This is a genomic window from Microcoleus sp. Pol12B5, assembly GCF_036701335.1.
Lineage (GTDB): Bacteria > Cyanobacteriota > Cyanobacteriia > Cyanobacteriales > Microcoleaceae > Microcoleus.
The window spans coordinates 1-17,221 of record NZ_JAUBQQ010000095.1 but is presented as its reverse complement, the minus strand read 5'-3'; the positions used below and the strand labels follow the sequence as shown (position 1 = coordinate 17,221).

General features: G+C 46.9%; 11 protein-coding genes. 6 read left to right on the top strand and 5 right to left on the bottom strand.

The genetic code is table 11. From position 1 onward, the window contains the following. Window positions 1-90: 90 nt before the first annotated feature. Window positions 91-1,437, bottom strand: coding sequence for a UDP-N-acetylmuramoyl-L-alanine--D-glutamate ligase (murD, locus tag QUA24_RS24990; protein WP_333232920.1), 1,347 nt, complete (start codon window positions 1,435-1,437; stop codon window positions 91-93). 435 nt (window positions 1,438-1,872) lie between these two features. After that, a complete protein-coding gene (gene glyS / locus QUA24_RS24985) occupies window positions 1,873-4,035 on the bottom strand; it encodes a glycine--tRNA ligase subunit beta (RefSeq protein ID WP_333232918.1) in 2,163 nt (720 codons plus the stop codon). Window positions 4,036-4,192: 157 nt separating this feature from the next. Here glyS and QUA24_RS24980 point away from each other — a divergent pair, with 157 nt between their 5' ends. Both QUA24_RS24980 and QUA24_RS24975 read left to right on the top strand, forming a co-directional pair. Next, window positions 4,193-5,320 (top strand): HetZ-related protein 2, encoded by a 1,128-nt coding sequence (locus QUA24_RS24980; RefSeq protein WP_333232916.1) that lies wholly within the window; start codon window positions 4,193-4,195, stop codon window positions 5,318-5,320. A gap of 604 nt (window positions 5,321-5,924) precedes the next feature. After that, on the top strand, window positions 5,925-6,989 hold the full coding sequence (locus tag QUA24_RS24975) for a hypothetical protein (protein WP_333232915.1): 1,065 nt from the start codon (window positions 5,925-5,927) through the stop codon (window positions 6,987-6,989). A gap of 268 nt (window positions 6,990-7,257) precedes the next feature. Here QUA24_RS24975 and QUA24_RS24970 read toward each other — a convergent pair whose 3' ends face one another. The 3 genes from QUA24_RS24970 to trpB all read right to left on the bottom strand — a co-directional run bounded on the left by QUA24_RS24970 (window position 7,258) and on the right by trpB (window position 9,839). Then, on the bottom strand, window positions 7,258-7,890 hold the full coding sequence (locus QUA24_RS24970; protein ID WP_333232913.1) for a ribonuclease D: 633 nt from the start codon (window positions 7,888-7,890) through the stop codon (window positions 7,258-7,260). A gap of 134 nt (window positions 7,891-8,024) precedes the next feature. Continuing rightward, window positions 8,025-8,531: a CAP domain-containing protein gene (locus QUA24_RS24965; RefSeq protein WP_333232911.1), complete on the bottom strand. Its 507-nt coding sequence runs from the start codon at window positions 8,529-8,531 to the stop codon at window positions 8,025-8,027. Window positions 8,532-8,600: 69 nt separating this feature from the next. Then, on the bottom strand, window positions 8,601-9,839 hold the full coding sequence (gene trpB, locus QUA24_RS24960; protein ID WP_333232909.1) for a tryptophan synthase subunit beta: 1,239 nt from the start codon (window positions 9,837-9,839) through the stop codon (window positions 8,601-8,603). A 240-nt stretch (window positions 9,840-10,079) separates the two neighbouring features. On the opposite strand from trpB, the gene QUA24_RS24955 reads away from it, so the two are divergent. The 4 genes from QUA24_RS24955 to QUA24_RS24940 all read left to right on the top strand — a co-directional run. Then, complete coding sequence (locus QUA24_RS24955; RefSeq protein ID WP_333232908.1) at window positions 10,080-10,448, top strand: translation initiation factor; 369 nt, start codon at window positions 10,080-10,082, stop codon at window positions 10,446-10,448. Window positions 10,449-10,600: 152 nt separating this feature from the next. Further along, window positions 10,601-11,194: a recombination mediator RecR gene (gene recR / locus QUA24_RS24950; RefSeq protein ID WP_190744271.1), complete on the top strand. Its 594-nt coding sequence runs from the start codon at window positions 10,601-10,603 to the stop codon at window positions 11,192-11,194. Between the two features lie 340 nt (window positions 11,195-11,534). Continuing rightward, a complete protein-coding gene (locus QUA24_RS24945; RefSeq protein ID WP_333232906.1) occupies window positions 11,535-13,646 on the top strand; it encodes a prolyl oligopeptidase family serine peptidase in 2,112 nt (703 codons plus the stop codon). A 772-nt stretch (window positions 13,647-14,418) separates the two neighbouring features. Next, the coding region (locus QUA24_RS24940; RefSeq protein ID WP_333232904.1) for a DUF4347 domain-containing protein at window positions 14,419-17,221 on the top strand (2,803 nt) is incomplete at its 3' end.

Sequence of the window (17,221 nt, the reverse complement as noted above, 5' to 3'; positions counted from 1 at the left end):
GGATTTTAAAATCCCAAAAGCCTTTCGACCCCAATTATTTGACTGCTACCCCTTGACAGGTCAAGACAGTATCTACGCGATTGGTGTCCGTTAAATCAGGGATTCGAGGCATAATTGGCGGAAATGATCGCCCCGTTGCTCGAAGTTTTGGTATTGATCGAAGCTAGCACAGGCTGGGGAAAGCAGCACTACTTTAGCATGATTTTGTTTGCCTAATTCTGCTGCTCGCGGGATTGCTCTTTCCATTGTTTCGACTATTTCCCAAGCGTTGTAATTTGCTTGTTCCAGCCGATCGGCAAAAATACCTGCCGCATCCCCAATTAGCAACACCCCCGCAGCTTTCGCCTTGATTGTATCAATCCAAGCGCGATCGTCCCCTTCTTTGGCGTCGCCGCCCGCAATTAAAATCGCCGGTGCGCTTACAGAAGCCAACCCGACTTGGGCGGCGTCATAATTAGTAGCTTTGCTGTCGTTGATGAAATCTATGCCTTCCCAAGTGCAGATGTGTTCGAGGCGGTGCGAAACTCCGGGGAATTTAGCAATCGCCCGGGCGATCGCACTTTTATCTATCCCCGCCAAATTAGCCGCCGCCACCGCCATTAACAAATTCTGCAAATTGTGTTCTCCCACCATCCGCAAAGAATCAGCAGGCAGAATTTTCTCGCCTTGAGCTATTACCCAACCATCTTGAATATAGGCTCCAAAATCTGTATTTCCCAACAAATCTTTTTCACCTTTGACACTCGTCCAACACGCATCCGGCCAAACGTCAACTCCTTGTTGCCGCAAACAAGGATCGTCGCCGTTGATTACTTGCAATTCAGATTTTTTCAGCAAATGCGCTTTAATGTTGTAGTAATTTTCTAAAGTTTTGTGGCGGCTGAGGTGATCGGGCGTCAAAGTCGTCAAAACTCCGATTCGCGGCGCTACAAACGGCGAGGATTCTATCTGATAGCTGCTAATTTCTGCGATTACCCAATCCGGTTGTTTTTCAGCTAAAGCTAATTCACACGCAGCATAGCCAATATTGCCACAAGCGGGAGCGTAAAGCCCGGCCTCGGCAAAAATAGCAGCAATTAAAGCAGTAGTAGTAGTTTTGCCATTAGTGCCGGTAATTCCCACCCAAGGATATTTGAGGTAACGCCACGCGAGAGCCATTTCTCCGATTGTTTCAATGCCTAAGTCTCTGGCGCGCACTAATGCTGGACTGTCCCAGGGAATGCCCGGACTTACTACTATTAATTCTATAGATTCGACTGGTTCAAAAGATTTACCTAACTCCACATGAATTCCTTCGTTAGCGAATTCCTGTTGCTGTTCGAGCAAGTTTGGGGAAGATGAGCGATCGCTCAGCGTTACTTCCCATCCTTCGCGTTTTAGCAGTCTTGCGGCGGCAATTCCTGATTTTCCTAGTCCAATGACATGAGCTATCGGCATAAGTTGTGTGTGTGATGGAGCGAATTTCCCTGGTTTTATAAGTTTATATCTTAACCTTGAATTGGTTATTGACTATTGGCTATTTAGCTTATTTTTTAAGAGAGCGATCGAACTCTGCCCAGACGCGCGCGGTTTCGCAAAAATTCTAATAGATTTACTCGTTTTATTGGTAAGCTTTAATGTTATTTGGAGCGAGGGTTTTAAGAAGTACGTTTCTCAAATTGTTTTGCCTGCGAGCCCGCTCGTTTCCCACAAGCCCGCCAGGGGTTGAAAACCCCTGTCTAAAAGCTAAAGTCAGTTAAAACTGACTGAAAATTTTGGTATATATGCGTTTCAGTCCTCATAGCGAGGACTTTCGCTTTAGACGGGTGTTGAAACGAACGGCGGACTGAAGCGGATGTTTTCAATCCCAGGCGGACTCAAATCTTCTCGCTTCTAACTTTTGACGATCGCCCCAAAGTCAGCCAACACCCGCGCGTGATTCCGCAACAGCCCCAGTAAATTCAACCGATTTTGCTTAATTTCCGGGTCGGGATCCATCACTAAAACGCTTTCTGGCCCGTCAAAAAAGTTGCTAACAGTCGGAGAAATTTCCGTCAAACTATCTACTAACTGCTGGTAATTGCGAGTTTGTTTGGATAGCAGCGTTTGCGGCACTAACTGCACGACTGCATCGTAAAAAGCTTGTTCAGACGACTTTTGAAATAACTCCGGTTTCACAGCCGTTTTCGGTTCCAATTCTACTTTATCCAAATCACCTTGAGCAGCCAAACGAGTTGAACGGTTGACTGTTTCATAAATTAGATCCAAAGTCTGGTTATTGCGGATTTGTTGTAGGAAAAGCGCTCTTTCCAGTGCGTCCAACAAATCTCTCAATGCTCGTTCAGTATATTCTAGGTCGTTTTCTCCCAAAACTGCATTTACCAAATCATAATCTACATTCTTTTCTTCTTGCAACAAAGTCCGAATTCTTTGCAAGAAAAACTCGTATAACTGAGCCAGCAACTCCGTCGGTGTTTCCGGGCGCGTTGCGGTAAATTCTGCAACAACTTGTGCGAGCAACTGGTGCAAGTTTACTGGCAACTGAGCCGCCCAAATAATGTTAATTATTGCATTGGCTGCGCGACGCAAAGCGAAGGGATCGGATGAACCAGTCGGCAACATTCCCAAACCGAAGATGCTGACTAATGTATCTAATTTGTCGGCTATTGCGACAACTTGACCTGTAAGAGTTTGCGGCAAATTGTCGCCCGCGCCTTTGGGCAAATAATGTTCAAAAATTGCTGTGGCTACTTCTTCCGATTCGCCACTTGCTAAGGCGTATTTCTGCCCCATGATTCCTTGCATTTCGGGCAGTTCGTAAACCATTTGAGTTACGAGGTCGGCTTTGCAAAGTAAGGCTGCTCTTGCTATGTAAGCTTGTTCTTCGCCTGTGATTTGCAGTTGATTGGTGATGAGGCTGGCAATCTTGCACAGACGATCGACTTTTGCGCGTACAGTCCCTAAATCTTCCTGGAAAGTAACTGTTGCCAACTTTGGCAAATAATCCTCTAGAGGCTTTACCAAGTCTGCTTTGTAGAAAAACTGACCGTCTGCCAATCTCGCCCGCACTACTCGCTCGTTACCGGCGGCAATAATCGCGGCTTTAGCCGGATCGCCGTTAGAAATTGTAATAAAATAGGGCAGAAGTTCGGGATAACCGGGGTTTTTGAGAATCGGAAAATACCGCTGGTTTGTAACAATAATTGTGGTGATTACTTCCGGCGGCAATATCAAAAAGTCCTCGTCAAATTTGCCGACAACTGCGTTCGGCCATTCTACTAAGTCGGTGACTTCTTCTAACAAATCTTCGGTAATGTCGGCGTAACCGCCTTGTTTTGTCGCTGCGGCTTCTACTTGTGCTTTAATTTGATTTTTGCGCTGGGTTCGATCGACCTCCACGCAAGCAGCCCGCAGATATTCGACATAATCCTCGGCTTGGGGAATCGAGACCCCTCCCAGGGGTGTAGGGGGGGTATGTAACACCCGGTGTCCTTGGGAAATTCGATCGCTCTTGACCGTATCCGAACCGCTCACCAATGTAATTGGCAGCACAGTATCATCTAACAGTGCCACGAGCGATCGAATCGGGCGCGGAAACTTCAAATCTCCGTCAGCCCACCGCATAAATCTTTTGCCTTCTAACTTATTAATCCACTGCGGCACAAGTTCTGTCAAAATATCCGCTGTCATCCGCCCCGGAATCTTTTTGAGCACAAATACAAAATCGCCTTTATCGGTAGCGCGAACTTCCAAAGCATCAATTTCTACGCCCTGCTTTTTCGCAAAACCTTCCGCTGCTTTCGTCGGTTTGCCATCTTTAAAAGCCGAACTCGCCGGCGGCCCTTTTACCTCTTCTTCTCTATCTAATTGCTGAACTGGCAGTCCTTTTACGAGAACAGCCAAACGCCTCGGAGTAGCGTATACATTAATAGAGTCATTTGTCAAGGATTCTTCTGCCAGCGTTGCAGGTACAAGTCGCTGCCACTGCTGGGCGCTGCCTGAGACAAAAGATGCGGGCAATTCTTCCGTACCGAGTTCTAATAAAAAGTTAGGCATATCGCACCGTAATGGAATTTTGTTTAGGGTAATTTAAGGTAATTTATCCGATCGCGTGTTGGCGAAGCCCTCGAAGAGGATCGTATATCTGAAAAATACTCAAAAATCCAGGATACCACGTAAAATCGGGGGTGAAAGACAATATTCTCGACAGCCCATGACCTTGGCGGAAAGACTAGGACAAGATTGGAAGTCTCGACTGGAAAAAGATTGCCCGGACGAAAATTCTAGCACTCGCGAGAGTGTTGTCCGGTGGCTGTTGGGAGACAAGCCCGAAAGATTTGACACTCTTAGCCCAACTCAATTGTCTGTCGCCTCTGGGGCGATCGACTTTTTATATCGAATTTTGCTTTCTCGGTATCTGGGAGTACCGCCAGAAAAAGCTTACCGCAACTTGATCGGGCGGCTCGGCGGTTTGGTTGTGCTCCGGCAAAAAATCCAAGCGTGGGTTTCGCTGAGTCGGGACAGACAGCGGAGTGCGGTGGAGGTACTGCAAGAAGTGATTCAGGAAATGCTCAATTCCGATCGCTACCTGCAGCAGCAAGTCGCCTGGATTGCCGAATGCACCTCAGACAGACGCCTGCGAAATGCTTTGCTGCTAGCGAGCACAGAAGAATACTGCTTGCGGCCGATCCGCAACCAGCCGCTGCTGGTGTACCGTTTTGTCAACTACCTGCGGCGTGCCCAGCGGGGCGGGTTGACGCAAGTGCCTGCGGGAGACTGGGTGCGGCTGGTGTCGGAACAGGTTCTACCCGACGATACAGACGAACCGCTCAGCCTGCTAGACGAACAGGCAATGTCCGAGTATCGAGAAAATCAAGCTTGGGAAGAGCAGCAAACTCAGCGGCAGATTGTCCAACAAGAATTTGAGAATTACTTGGCCGCTGAAGTCGATCCGCTGGCTTCCCGGTGGCTGCGGCTTTACCTGCAAGGCCGTTCCCAAGAAGCAATTGCCGAGGAGTTGAAGGTTCCGATCAAGCAAATTTACCGCTTGCGAGAAAAAGTCAGTTACCACGCGATTCGCGTTTTTGCGGTCAAACAAGCACCGGAATTAGTCGCCAACTGGCTGGAAACTTCGCTCCAAGAACACAGTTTGGGCTTGACTCCGGCTCAGTGGCAGCAATATTTAGAAAACCTCACGCCGGTTCAGCGGCAGTTGGTAGAATCGCTGAAAGCAGGAAAAAGTGTAGAGACGATCGCATCTGAATTAAAGCTGAAAACCAATCAAGTCATCGGCGAGTGGAGCAAACTCTATTTAGCAGCTCAATCGCTCCGCAACGAGTAGATTGGTAATGGGTGGCGGGCAATTGCTAATTGTTAATTGGCAGTAGCATTTTTCATAATCCCCGCTACAAATCCATTCCCGCACAGCCACAGATTATTGCGAGTTTCCCCGTGGAAAACCGCGCGATGCCCCTTGTATCAAATCAGGTTAGAGCAATCGGGATGTTGTAGCGTTGCCGTGACGATCGCGTTCCGAGACGATCACAGCCCACTCTCTGAGGTAAGATACTAGCAGCACGATCGACTTTTCAGGATTTTTTAACCAATCCTCTATTCAGCGGTAGCCCGTAAATCATCGGTTGTAGTGCATCTCTAATACTTGTGCATTAAAGATATAATTCTATTGTTGCCAGCCACGGGCCTCAATATCGGGCGATCGATGATAGTTGGTCTAGACTGCGCTAGTCATCATCTAGTTCTCAATCTTTAGGTAGAATTTGAGGCTGCAATACAGAAGGGAGAAAATTCTGGGACTAAGGATTTTTCTTTAATAAAAGCTTCCGGTTGTTAGGCCAATTCCTCCGTCAGGGAAGTTGCAGCGTTTAATTTTATCGCATCAGGTTGGTGCGTCGCGCTCGATCGCGCTTCCAACTACAAAGCAGCTAATGGTACATACATCTTCAACAGGCTCGGCAGCTACAATGGACTCTGATCGAATATTTCACCTAATCGACACAGTTGTCCCCTTTGAAGCTTGCCTTTACTATCAAGTTTTGCCTTTATCTCTAGAAGGTAATCTGTTTAAATTGGGCGTAGTCGATGCCCAAGATGACTCCGCCTTGGACTACGTGCAGCGGATTTTAGCTTACATGAATTGCTCAGTCACAACAGAGCCAATTGCCTCGGAAACTCAGCGCTCGATGCTCTCAGCTTACTTGCTGCACGGGAACCAGCTCCGAGAACCAAGCCAGACAGAAACCGCCGCAGCCCCAACACCCAAAAATCCCGCACCAGCAACTTCAGGGCCCAATGCAGAAACGCTGCTGTCTGTGCCAGAACCCTCGATGCCCGCTGCTCCTGAGCGGTTTAAACCTGCTGGCGCTGAGGTTCCCCCGACACCGACACAGCTATCGGTTTTGAATGTCGAGGCCTTGCACTTGTCAAGCCAAGTGGAAGTGTTGGCAACTTTGCCCGCGCCCCAACTGCTGCAAGAATTGCTCGGTAGAGTGCTGCGAGAGGGTATCGGCCGCTTGTTTTTTGAGCGGCATCAGTCCCAAGGTCGCATTCTTTGGAGTCAAGATGGCGTTTTGAAATCGATGCTCGAAGGTATCGATATCGTCCTTTTCCAAGAGGTCATCGATGAGTTGAAACGGCTGACAGATATGCCTGTTGGCCCGGTGGAACAGGCCAAACAAGTCGAAGTTGAGCGCATATACCAAAACACTCATTTGCTGTTGCGCTTGCGGGTAATGACGGTGGGTGGCAAAGAAGAAGCCACCCTGCAAGTTTTGCGGGGGGCAGCTTTGAGGTTTTACCAGCAGCAGCAGTTGTCTACTTTGAGTCGAGACGCGCTGCGGCTGGCCGAAGAATTGCAGCGGAAAGTGAATCAAATTCGCGATCGAACTCGGCTTTCTCCTGTGCCTTTAGAGGGGTTGCCCGCTTTGGAACAGGTGATTAGAAATGTTGACGACCAAATTGAAGCTTTGCTGCACGAACACAATCCCGATTAGCCATAATCAGCAATAGATGACTGTTTTGAATTTTTTTAAACTCACATCAAGTCCGGTCAAATAATAATAATTACCTTTGTAGTGAGGACTCAAGTCCAAGCGAGTTTTATGATAACTCAAGTCTTCATTACAAACCCATTTGATTGCAATTGTGCGAGGTGACAGCATATTATACCAGTTCCCCAAAAGAATGGAACTTTATGCCCGTACTCTAAACCCTGGTACTCATCAGCCACTCCCAATCTAAAATCTAAAATCTAAAATGGTATTAGCCGTGCTCAAAAACATCATTGTACTGCAATAAATCCAAACTCACAAAAACTGGCAAACACTGAAAACATTGCTGTGCAATTTCCCAGCGTTCTTCTCGCTGCAACATAGCCGTCAACTTTTGTTTAGCGCTTAGCAAATAGCGGACATCGTTAGCAGCATAATTTAGTTGCTCGTCAGAAAGATTAGTCGCATTTCCCCAGTCGGAACTTTGAGATGTTTTATTTAATTCTACCTTTTCAAGTTCTAGAATTAATTCTTTCAATCCGTGTCTGTTGGTGTAAGTTCTAGCAAGTTTACTAGCTAGCTTGGTGCAGAAAACTGGTGCAATGTCAATACTTAAATTGTAACGCATTGTTGCCATATCAAAGCGCGCAAAATGAAATACTTTTTCAATACTTTCGGCTTCCATTAACTTCTTTAAATTCGGTGCTGCTGTCTGGCCTTTGGCAATCCGCACCACTGCAACATTACCTTCGGAATTGCACAACTGCACCAAACACAAGCGATCGCGCCACGGTAGCAAACCCATTGTTTCCGTATCAACGGCGATCGCCGGAGCAGTCAAATAATAAGATAAGAGAGAATCGGGAATATCACCATCACACACTTGAAAATCTGCAAATTCCATTATTAGTAATTTTTGACTGTTGACTGTTGACTGTTAACTGTTGACTGTTGACTGTTGACTGCCCTCTTCTCTCTTCCTGACATCCGTTACATCCGTGGAGCGAATCCGTTGCCGAACTTCCTTCTTCCTTCAGCTTAGCGACTCAGGACAAAAAGCTGAGTAAAATAATACTCGCCTTTGGCATTTTTCGCAACCCCAATACCGGTCACATTAAACTGACCTTCCATATTTTTGCGGTGGCCGTCACTTTTAATCCAACCCTCAACAGCATTGCGTACCGGGTCGCTGTAACCAAAATTGTAAGCAAGATTTTCAGCTACACTCTTATAAGGAATAGTAACTGCTTTCGCCCGCCCTTCAAATCCATCGTGGCTGAAACTTACTTTACCCTTAGCCATATTTTCGCTGTGTATTCTTGCTATCTGACTGATTCGCGGATCGATAGTCAGCGGTGGCAACTTTTTAGATGCTCGGTATTGATTGATCTGTTGGTTGACCGCTTTTTCTAAGTCAGTAATAGCACTCGAAGCAACATTAGTATTCATGGGAGTTGGTGGCAGCGATCGCGTAGGGAGGAATGTGTCACACTTAGGCAGGATTGTCAACAATCCCAAGCAAATCGAAATCAAACCTTTGGACATGAAATCAAACAAGAAATAAAGTTAATTGTTAACAATTCCTACAGAGCGATCGCCCCACATTCCGCTAACCTAGATATTCAGAACCTTCGCTACAGTGTTCACGTCTTTATCGCCGCGTCCGGAACAGTTAAGCACAATGCGCGGATGGCCTGTTAGCTGAGGGCACAGAGTCTCCAAATAGGCGATCGCATGAGAAGTTTCCAAAGCCGGAATAATCCCCTCCAACTGCGAAAGCCGCTGAAATGCTTCCAGCGCTTCTGCATCAGTTACGCTATAATATTCAGCCCTGCCCGCATCCTTCAAATAACTATGTTCCGGCCCCACACCCGGATAATCCAAACCCGCACTAATCGAATGTGGCTCAATCACTTGACCTTCATTATCTTGCAGCAAATAACTCATCGCCCCGTGCAGAACTCCCACACTTCCCTTAGTCAAAGTAGCAGCGTGTTTATCAGTTTCCACACCTTCGCCCGCCGCTTCAATACCGATCAATCTGACAGTTTCTTCCCCGACAAACTCATGGAAAAGACCCATTGCATTAGAACCGCCGCCGACGCAAGCTAATAAAATATCCGGCAAACCGCCCCACTTTTCCTGACACTGAGCGCGCGTTTCTTCACCAATTACCGCATGGAAATCGCGTACCATCATCGGGTAAGGATGCGGGCCCGCTACGGAACCGAGAATGTAATGAGTTGTTTCGACATTTGTTACCCAGTCGCGAATCGCTTCTGAAGTCGCATCTTTCAGCGTTCCCGTACCCGCAGCCACCGGCCGCACTTCGGCTCCCATCAAGCGCATTCTAAACACATTTAAAGCCTGTCTTTCCATGTCGTGAACGCCCATGTAGACAACGCATTCTATACCAAAACGAGCGCAAACTGTGGCGGTAGCAACGCCGTGTTGACCGGCACCAGTTTCAGCAATTACCCGCTTTTTGCCCATGCGTTTTGCCAGCAATGCTTGAGCTAAAGCGTTGTTGATTTTATGAGCTCCAGTGTGGTTTAAATCTTCGCGTTTGAGGTAAATTTGCGGGCCAGTTCCGTCTGCTTTAGCGTAGTGATCGGTGAGGCGTTCGGCAAAATACAAAGGGCTGGGGCGGCCGACATAATCTTTGAGCAATTGTTGGAGTTGCTGTTGAAATTCCGGTTCGCTGCGGTATTTGTGGAAAGCGGCTTCTAGTTCAAATAAAGCGGGCATCAGGGTTTCGGGGACGTATTTGCCGCCGAATTTGCCGAATCTGCCGAGGGAGTCGGGGCGTTGGGCGCTGGTTTCGGTGGTGAGATGCAGGGGGGTGACTGTCATTAGATTTTAGATTTTAGATTTTAGATTTTTTAGATTGGCGGGTAAGCTAGAGCCTTGGTGTCGATCGTACCAAATCGGTTGTGGACTTGAGCAGATCGAACAAATTTCATTATAATTCCTTGAACGCTTGACGGGCTAATACAATAAGTAGAAGATAGATGGCATTCCGAGCGATCGCAACCATACCCCAATCCGCTAAAACTAGAAATACCAGTAAAAAAATTTCAAGCATCTTAACCTATGGCAGCATCCAAACGCAAAGATTCTGACAGCAAAACAACCGAGGGCAAACGAATAGTTTACTCCGAGTTTGGGAATGTTGACAACTCGGCCGCCCTCCAACGGGGAGTTGCCGAAGTTCCCCCCAATCAACAAAACCTCAAAATCGAAGCATCCCGAAAAGGACGCGGCGGCAAAACAGTTACAGTCATCAGCGGCTTTCAGGAAAGACCCGAAACTTTAGCAACTCTAGCCAAACAGCTAAAAGCCCAATGCGGTACTGGCGGCACAGTCAAAGATAATGAAATCGAAATTCAAGGCGAGCACAAGCAAAAGCTGCTAGAAATTATCACAAAGTTAGGCTACAAAGCTAAAATTAGTGGAGGGTAAATTAGTCAATATTCCTCAGTGTATGGGCGGGACTGGTTTATGATATACTTAGTTTTAAACATAGATGGTTGGTAAAACCCGCCCCTACATCGCGCAAATTATACGATCGCGAATCAACCAGAAATGATATTACCAATTACCGCCAATTTTTAATGTACACTCGACCTTTAGCTCGTTTAATCGAACAATTGCAGCGCTTGCCCGGAGTCGGTCCAAAAACAGCCCAGCGTTTAGCTTTACATATTTTGAAGCGACCGGAAGAAGAAGTGCAAGCCCTAGCTAAATCTTTGATTGATGCCAAACAGCAAGTAGGTTTCTGTCAAGTATGCTTTCACTTATCTGCTGACCCTGTTTGCGAAATTTGCCGTAATACCAACCGCGACAGTCATACCATTTGTGTAGTGTCAGAATCCCGCGACGTAATCGCTTTAGAAAAAACGCGGGAATACATGGGTAAATATCACGTTGTTGGTGGCGTTATCTCGCCGATGGATGGAATTGGCCCGGAACAATTGAACATTCAACCGTTAGTCCGGCGCGTTAGCCAACAAAAGGTTAAGGAAGTAATTATTGCTATTAGTCCCAGCGTGGAAGGCGAAACTACTACTCTTTATATCGGTCACTTATTAAAACCTTTTACGCTGGTGACGCGCATAGCTTTTGGTTTGCCGATGGGGGGAGATTTGGAATATGCCGATGAAGTTACATTGGCTCGCGCTTTGGAAGGAAGGAGAGAGTTGGATTAGTTGAAAAGAGGTGGTGATGAGCCCTGATTTAAAAATAAAAGAAACTAACCACAAAGACGCGAAAGACACGTTCGGCGAAGGGTAGGAAGAGAAGAGAGGAGGAAGAGTTCACAATTGATGCGACGAGTGCTATATCCCAAGCTTCTGCGATTGCTTCGCTGAGGCTCGCAATGACAAAATTGTAAGATATGAAACCCGCGTCGGCGGGTTTTGTCTGTGTAGCGACAGGTTTCAACCTGTCGGGTATTTGATATTTGCTATTTGCTCTTGAGTTTCGTTGTTCCCTGTCGTCACTGCCGCGAAAGGGTAAACTGGACAAAGTTACCGAGAGTAAAAAATCATGGCTAAATTCGATCGACCTTTCACCTACCCCACAACCCGCAAAATCGACCAAACAGACGACTACCACGGCGTCAAAGTATCCGACCCTTACAGGTGGCTGGAAAATCCTGACTCAGAGGAAACCCAAGCTTGGGTGGAAGCCCAAAATCAAGTTACCTTTGCCTACCTCAACGAAATTCCGGCGCGGGAAAAAATCAAACAGCGCCTGACTCAACTTTGGGATTATGAGAAATACGGCATACCTTTCAAAGAAGGATCTCGCTATTTCTACTACAAGAATGATGGTCTGCAAAATCAATCCGTACTCTACACATTAACATCCCTCGACAGCGAACCAAAAGTATTAATTGACCCCAACACTCTCTCAGAAGATGGAACCGTTGCTCTGGGTGGGATAGCTATCAGCGAAGATGGCAAATACATGGCCTACGGTTTGTCAAGTTCTGGTTCCGACTGGCAGGAATGGAAAGTCCGTGATGTGGCAACAAGCGAAGATTTATCAGACCATCTAAAGTGGATTAAATTCTCAGGAGCATCCTGGACTCACGACGGCAAAGGCTTTTTTTATAGTCGCTACGACGAACCCAACGAAAAAAGCAAGCACGAAGAAGTTAACTATTACCAAAAACTGTTTTACCACCAACTCGGTACGCCGCAATCTGAAGATGTATTAATCTACGAGCGACCCGACCAAAAAGAGTGGGGATTTAGCGGTGGCGTCACCGAAGATGGCAAATACTTGATTATCTCAGTTTGGCAGGGAACTGAAACCAAAAACTTGATTTTCTACAAGGATTTAACTGCACCGGAATCAACCGTTGTAGAACTGATTAGCGAATTCGAGGCTGAGTACAGTTTCATCGACAATGAGGGATCTATTTTCTGGTTTCAAACAAACTTGAATGCACCGTTGGGCCGCGTAATTGCGATCGACACCAACAACCAACCTCCGTCATCCCTCGCTTGTGATGAAACTCCCCCGTCGCCCAGAGAGGGGGGGTTCACAGAAATTATCCCCGAAGCAGCAGAAACTCTCGAAGGCATAGGCCTGCTGAACAATCAATTTGTGGCTTCCTACTTGAAAGACGCCTACACCCAGATTAAAATCTTTAACTTAGATGGCTCTTTCGTGCGAGAAGTTGCCTTGCCCGGAATCGGTTCGGCGGGAGGATTCAGCGGCAAGCGGCACGACACCGAAACCTTTTATGCTTACACCAGTTTCACTGCACCTAACATCATCTATCACTACAATATGGTGACAGATGAAAGTACGATTTATCGGCAGCCAAAGGTCGATTTTAATCCCAACGATTACGAAACAAAACAAGTATTTTACCCAAGCAAAGACGGTACGCAAGTACCCATGTTTATCACCCACAAGAAAGGCTTGCAGTTGGATGGCAATAACCCCACTTATCTTTACGGCTACGGCGGTTTTGGCGTGTCCCTAACTCCGAGTTTTTCGGTTAGCAATGTCGTATGGCTGGATCTGGGCGGAGTTTATGCGATCGCCTGTTTGCGGGGCGGCGGCGAGTACGGCGAATCATGGCACCAAGCAGGGACAAAGTTGAATAAGCAAAATGTGTTTGACGACTTTATAGCTGCCGCTGAATGGTTGATCGAAAACAAATACACCAAACCTGCCAAATTGGCGATCGCAGGTGGAAGCAACGGCGGTTTATTAGTAGGGGCTTGCATGACTCAGCGGCCGGAATTGTTCGGTGCGGCATTGCCTGCCGTTGGGGTTATGGATATGCTGCGCTTCCACAAGTTTACCATTGGTTGGGCCTGGACTTCGGAATACGGTTCTCCCGAAAATGCCGAGGAATTCCCGACAATTTACGGCTATTCTCCCCTGCACAACCTCAAACCGGGAACGGCTTATCCGGCGACAATGATTACAACTGCCGATCACGACGATCGCGTGGTTCCGGCCCACAGTTTCAAGTTTGCTTCTGCTTTGCAAGAAACCCACGCGGGAGAAAAACCCGTGTTAATTCGGATAGAAACTAAAGCGGGACACGGGGGCGGCAAGCCTACTGCTAAAGTGATTGAAGAATTGGCTGATGAATGGGCTTTTTTAGTTCGCGAACTCGATATTGACGCTTAGCAAGCGACGTTATGGCGTGCGATCGATGGAGTTTGATGATTTAGATAGAAAGACGGTGTAAAGGGCGATCGTACTTTTTGAATTCAAGGGCGATCGTTCTTTTTTGGCACCGCAATCCTGGTATTAACATATATAATTTGTCAACTTTTTTTGTTAACTTTTGTAGCGTTAACTTGCTATTATTACATGGCTGTGAGTTTACTGCACACCCAATTAGTATAAGTATAAATCTCTAGAAATACGGTACTCTCAACTTTTAAGAGCGATCGCACCTCAAAGTCAAAATCTGCCAATTTTTAGGAAATTAATATTTTCAGTATATTTACGGTTCAAGCTGTCTGAGCCAGCCTCGATATCACCAGACTACGAACAGGAGTATGAGGGGTTAGACCCCTTGCGCTGATAAATCCGTAAGTAATTTACCATATAACTAACCTTAGACCTGATATCATTTTCCCCAAAAATAGAGCATTTTCGCTAATACAAAGGCTGTTACCCCTTATTCATGTTAGAATTTGCAGCCATCTGTCGCATCAGGACATCCAAGGGCGATCGCTGTAAATCCTGTCTAATGATTGACTAACATCACAAATAACAAATAGAGGTAAGTATTATGTTTTCTAAACCAAATAATTTTTAAAACTTTATAATTGAAAGTTTATCGTCACCTATGAAAAGGGGTAGCTTAGATTTAGCAAGAAAATTAACCCCAAATGAAACCCTCCTAAATCTGTCAAATTTGTCATCTACACAAACAGGGAAATCTACAAATATGGAGACTAAAATTTTGAGACAAGCTACCCATAAAGCAGAGACGGCTAGCCGAAAAAATCTAGCGATTGTGGATTCACAAGTAGAAAACTACCAAGAGTTGCTCAGGGGAGTGAAATGCGGTACAGAAGTAATCTTGCTGGATAGAACCCGGGATGGAATCGAGCAAATCACCGAAATTCTGGGTCAGCGCAACAGCATCACCAGCCTGCACATAGTTTCTCACGGTCGAGAAGCAGCAGTAGAAATCGGCTCTACAGAACTTAATATTGATAATCTAGAAACCTACAGCAACCAATTGCAGCAGTGGGGAAAAGCCCTTAACGAATCTGGCAGCATTCTGCTTTACGGCTGTAACATAGCCGCCGGCGAATTCGGCATTAAATTCATACAAAAACTCAGTGAAATAACAGGAGCAAATATTGCCGCTTCCAACAACCTGACAGGGAGTGCAGCACTAGGCGGCGACTGGGAATTAGAAATTACCACAGGACAAATAAATACCGAAATAGCCTTTGAAAAAGAAGTCCTAGAAGGCTACACATCAGTCCTCGCTACCTTAGCGGCTGAAGAATTTAAAAATTCAACAGTAATCGGGCCTTGGATATATGGAGTTGGCAACACCCTTACACCTGACCCAGGCTTAACCGCAGGTAGTACACCAAACCCCAGCGGAGTTATTCCTGCTTTAGGGACTGGCGATCCAGCCGGAATAGGTACTTTGAGATTAACATCAAACGCCTTTGACCAATCAGCTTTTGTTATCTATAACAACCCCATCTCTGCCACTGAGGGTCTGAGAGTTACCTTTGATTTCTTTGCCTATAACAGAGGTAATGACATTTATCCTTTTGAAACACGGGTTCCGCCTCCCATTCTTGGTGCCGATGGCATTAGTTTTTTCCTCATTGACGGAACAGCTACGCCAACAAAAGCGGGAGGCTACGGTGGCTCTCTCGGCTATGCTCCGAATAATAATCCTGCTTTGTTTTCAACTGGTCTTTCAGGAGGTTATTTAGGTGTCGGATTAGACGAGTTTGGCAATTTTTCCAATCCTACTGCAGGGCGTGTGGGCGGCCCAGGGCAGCGACCTGATGCAGTAGGACTTAGAGGCAGGGAAAGCACAATCCCAACCGAAAATTATAAATTTTTAGGTTCTAGTCTTTTAACTAACACTTTGACGGGGGTTTCCATTGGCATAGACAATAAAGACGCACCCAGTCGCACTACTCCTAATACTAAAAGAACCGTCCAAATTACATTATTCCCGACGACTTCAGTAACACCTAACCGTCTTACAGTTGCCTTAGACTTGGACGGTAGTGACACATTTGATGCGGGCGAAACACTGATCGACATACCAAATTTGGCAACCATAAACGGAGCAGTGCCACGTACTTTTAAATTTGGCTTTGCTGCTTCGACTGGGGGAAACACAAACATTCACGAAGTTAACAATGTCATCATCCAAAGTATAGATCCGCCTACACTCGTAGCCGACGTTTCCATTGTTAAAAAAGGCCCCCTCTATGCCATACCCAATAGCACCATTACCTATACGATTACCTCCACAAATAACGGGCCAAACAGCGCCGAAAGCGTCCTGATTCAAGATCCCCTGCCCGCGGGCTTAATAGCAGTCAGCATATCTGACGGCGGTACTTTAGACAGCAAAACGAGGACGGTCATATGGCCGGCGATTCCGACTTTGGCTAACGGTGCTAGCCAAACCCGCACCATCACCGCCACAGTTTCCCCAACAGTCACAGCTCCCTTAACTAACACTGCCTATAGCACATCCAGCACTTTCGACCCAAATCTAGCTAACAACAATAGTTCCCAACCCATCTCTCAAGTCTCAACTACAATTGTTGCTGCTCTTGCCGATGTTGTTACCACCAAAACCGGGACTACGGCAGCAGCACCGGGTGAAACAGTTACTTACATAATTTCCACAGTCAACAACGGGCCAAGCACAGCCGAAAACGTCACCGTTACCGACAGCATTGTTCGCGGTTTAACAATAGTTAGTCTACCCAACGAGGCTGTTTACAATCCAGATACTGGGATTGTCACCTTCCCAGCGATTCCCAGCTTGCCTTCCGGTGCTCCTCCTGCCATTAACACAGTCAGCTTCATCGCACCTGCATCTGCATCTGGCAACGTCACCAACACTGCCAGAAATACCTCAGCTACCCCAGATCCTTTTCCTGAGAACAACAACGGCACTGATCCGCTGGCTACAGTCACCACAACTCTGACACCTAGTGCCGATGTTGTTACCACCAAAACCGGAACTACGGCAGCAGCACCAGGTGAAAGAGTTACTTACATAATTTCGACAGTCAATAACGGCCCAAGCACAGCCGAAAACCTCACAATTACTGACAGCATCGTTGGCGCCGTAATAGAAGTCAACGGCGGTGTCTACGATGAGAATACAGGTATTGTCACCTTCGCGCCCGTTCCCAGCTTAGCCAGCGGTGCCGGCGTCACCAACACAGTCAGCTTCATCGTACCTGCATCCGGCAGCGTCACCAACACCGCCAGAAGTACCTCAACTACCGCTGACCCGACTCTGGACAACAACGCATCTACAGTCACCACAACTCTGACACCACCTCCAACTCCCAACCAACCGCCAGAGGCCAACAATGCCACCTCCAGCCTAGGGCCCAACAGCAGCCAGTTAGTCACGGGATTGGGAGGCCGCGACCTCGACCCCGACGGGTCGATCGTCTCTTACACGATCAACACCCTGCCCTCACCAGACCAAGCAGTCCTGTTTTTAGGAGATCCAGCCA

What these genes read in the sequence shown, in the direction of transcription:
- murD (WP_333232920.1), bottom strand. Translation starts at nt 1,437, where the DNA reads ATGCCGATAGCTCATGTCATTGGACTAGGAAAATCAGGAATTGCCGCC.
- glyS (WP_333232918.1), bottom strand. Translation starts at nt 4,035, where the DNA reads ATGCCTAACTTTTTATTAGAACTCGGTACGGAAGAATTGCCCGCATCT.
- QUA24_RS24980 (WP_333232916.1), top strand. Translation starts at nt 4,193, where the DNA reads ATGACCTTGGCGGAAAGACTAGGACAAGATTGGAAGTCTCGACTGGAA.
- QUA24_RS24975 (WP_333232915.1), top strand. Translation starts at nt 5,925, where the DNA reads ATGGTACATACATCTTCAACAGGCTCGGCAGCTACAATGGACTCTGAT.
- QUA24_RS24970 (WP_333232913.1), bottom strand. Translation starts at nt 7,890, where the DNA reads ATGGAATTTGCAGATTTTCAAGTGTGTGATGGTGATATTCCCGATTCT.
- QUA24_RS24965 (WP_333232911.1), bottom strand. Translation starts at nt 8,531, where the DNA reads ATGTCCAAAGGTTTGATTTCGATTTGCTTGGGATTGTTGACAATCCTG.
- trpB (WP_333232909.1), bottom strand. Translation starts at nt 9,839, where the DNA reads ATGACAGTCACCCCCCTGCATCTCACCACCGAAACCAGCGCCCAACGC.
- QUA24_RS24955 (WP_333232908.1), top strand. Translation starts at nt 10,080, where the DNA reads ATGGCAGCATCCAAACGCAAAGATTCTGACAGCAAAACAACCGAGGGC.
- recR (WP_190744271.1), top strand. Translation starts at nt 10,601, where the DNA reads ATGTACACTCGACCTTTAGCTCGTTTAATCGAACAATTGCAGCGCTTG.
- QUA24_RS24945 (WP_333232906.1), top strand. Translation starts at nt 11,535, where the DNA reads ATGGCTAAATTCGATCGACCTTTCACCTACCCCACAACCCGCAAAATC.